This window comes from Paenibacillus sp. S150 (assembly GCF_019352175.1).
GTDB lineage: Bacteria > Bacillota > Bacilli > Paenibacillales > Paenibacillaceae > Paenibacillus_AQ.
This window is the reverse complement of sequence record NZ_JACBYI010000094.1, coordinates 1-895: the sequence shown is the minus strand read 5'-3', so window position 1 is coordinate 895 and position 895 is coordinate 1. Positions and strand designations below refer to the sequence as shown.

Sequence of the window (895 nt, the reverse complement as noted above, 5' to 3'; positions counted from 1 at the left end):
TGCTTGAAAGATAAGATTTTATATGTTTTGGGGTCCCCGCAAAGTACATGAATAATCATCGAAGCCAAGGCCCCGCTTTGTGGGGTTATTTTGAAAGATAAGAATTTATCCTGAATTTCGAAAGTAACTTCTCATAAAAAAACAAAAAAAGGGCTCAAACCTTTGGTAGAATGGTGTTTGTGAGAACAACATCCCCCAAAGAGAGGAGCACCTTTTAGGTGAAGTCTACCATACCCACATAAAATCAAGACCGAATTTTCATTGCCACACGCCACGACGGTTGGAGGCCGCAAGATCTTCCTGGAGTATCTCGAAAAAATTAAGCTTGGCTCTGCGCTACAACAGATTTCCGGCACGAAAGCGAAGAATGCGTTGTTTCCCGTGTACCGCATTTTGCTTTACCTCATCCTGGGCTGGAGCTTGGGAGCAGAGCGGCTCTTTCACTTTCGGAAGTGGCAGCAGGACTCGCTCATCCAACGTTTTCTTGGCGGGCGTTGTCCGCATCACTCGCTACTCTACAAAGAACTGGGCCGTCTGAGTAAAACGAAGCCGAACCTGAAAAGGAACCTTCAACAACTTCATCTGGACCTCATTCGCCCCTGTCTTCCCTCCAGCCTTATTCTCGATTTGGACTCTACCGTGGAGACGGTGTACGGCCATCAGGAGAAGGCGGCCAAAGGCGTCAACTCGCATAAACCCGGACGCCAAAGCCTCCATCCTTTATTGGCTTTTGAGGGCCAGTCCCGAGCCAGTCTCTATGCACAGCTGCGACCCGGGAATGTTCATTCCTCCACCCATGCCGGCCCTTTTTTGGAGCAAGCCTTCGAGCTGCTGGGAGAGCAGAAGGTGAAGTATGCCCGGTTTGACAAAGGCTTTGGCGGCGAAGACTTCTATG

1 protein-coding gene is annotated in these 895 nt (G+C 49.5%); it reads left to right on the top strand.

Translation table 11 applies throughout. The annotated features are described in order from the left end of the window. Nucleotides 1-261 precede the first annotated feature (261 nt). A partial coding sequence (locus HYD27_RS31690) for a transposase (RefSeq protein WP_220101825.1) occupies nucleotides 262-895 on the top strand: 634 nt, incomplete at its 3' end.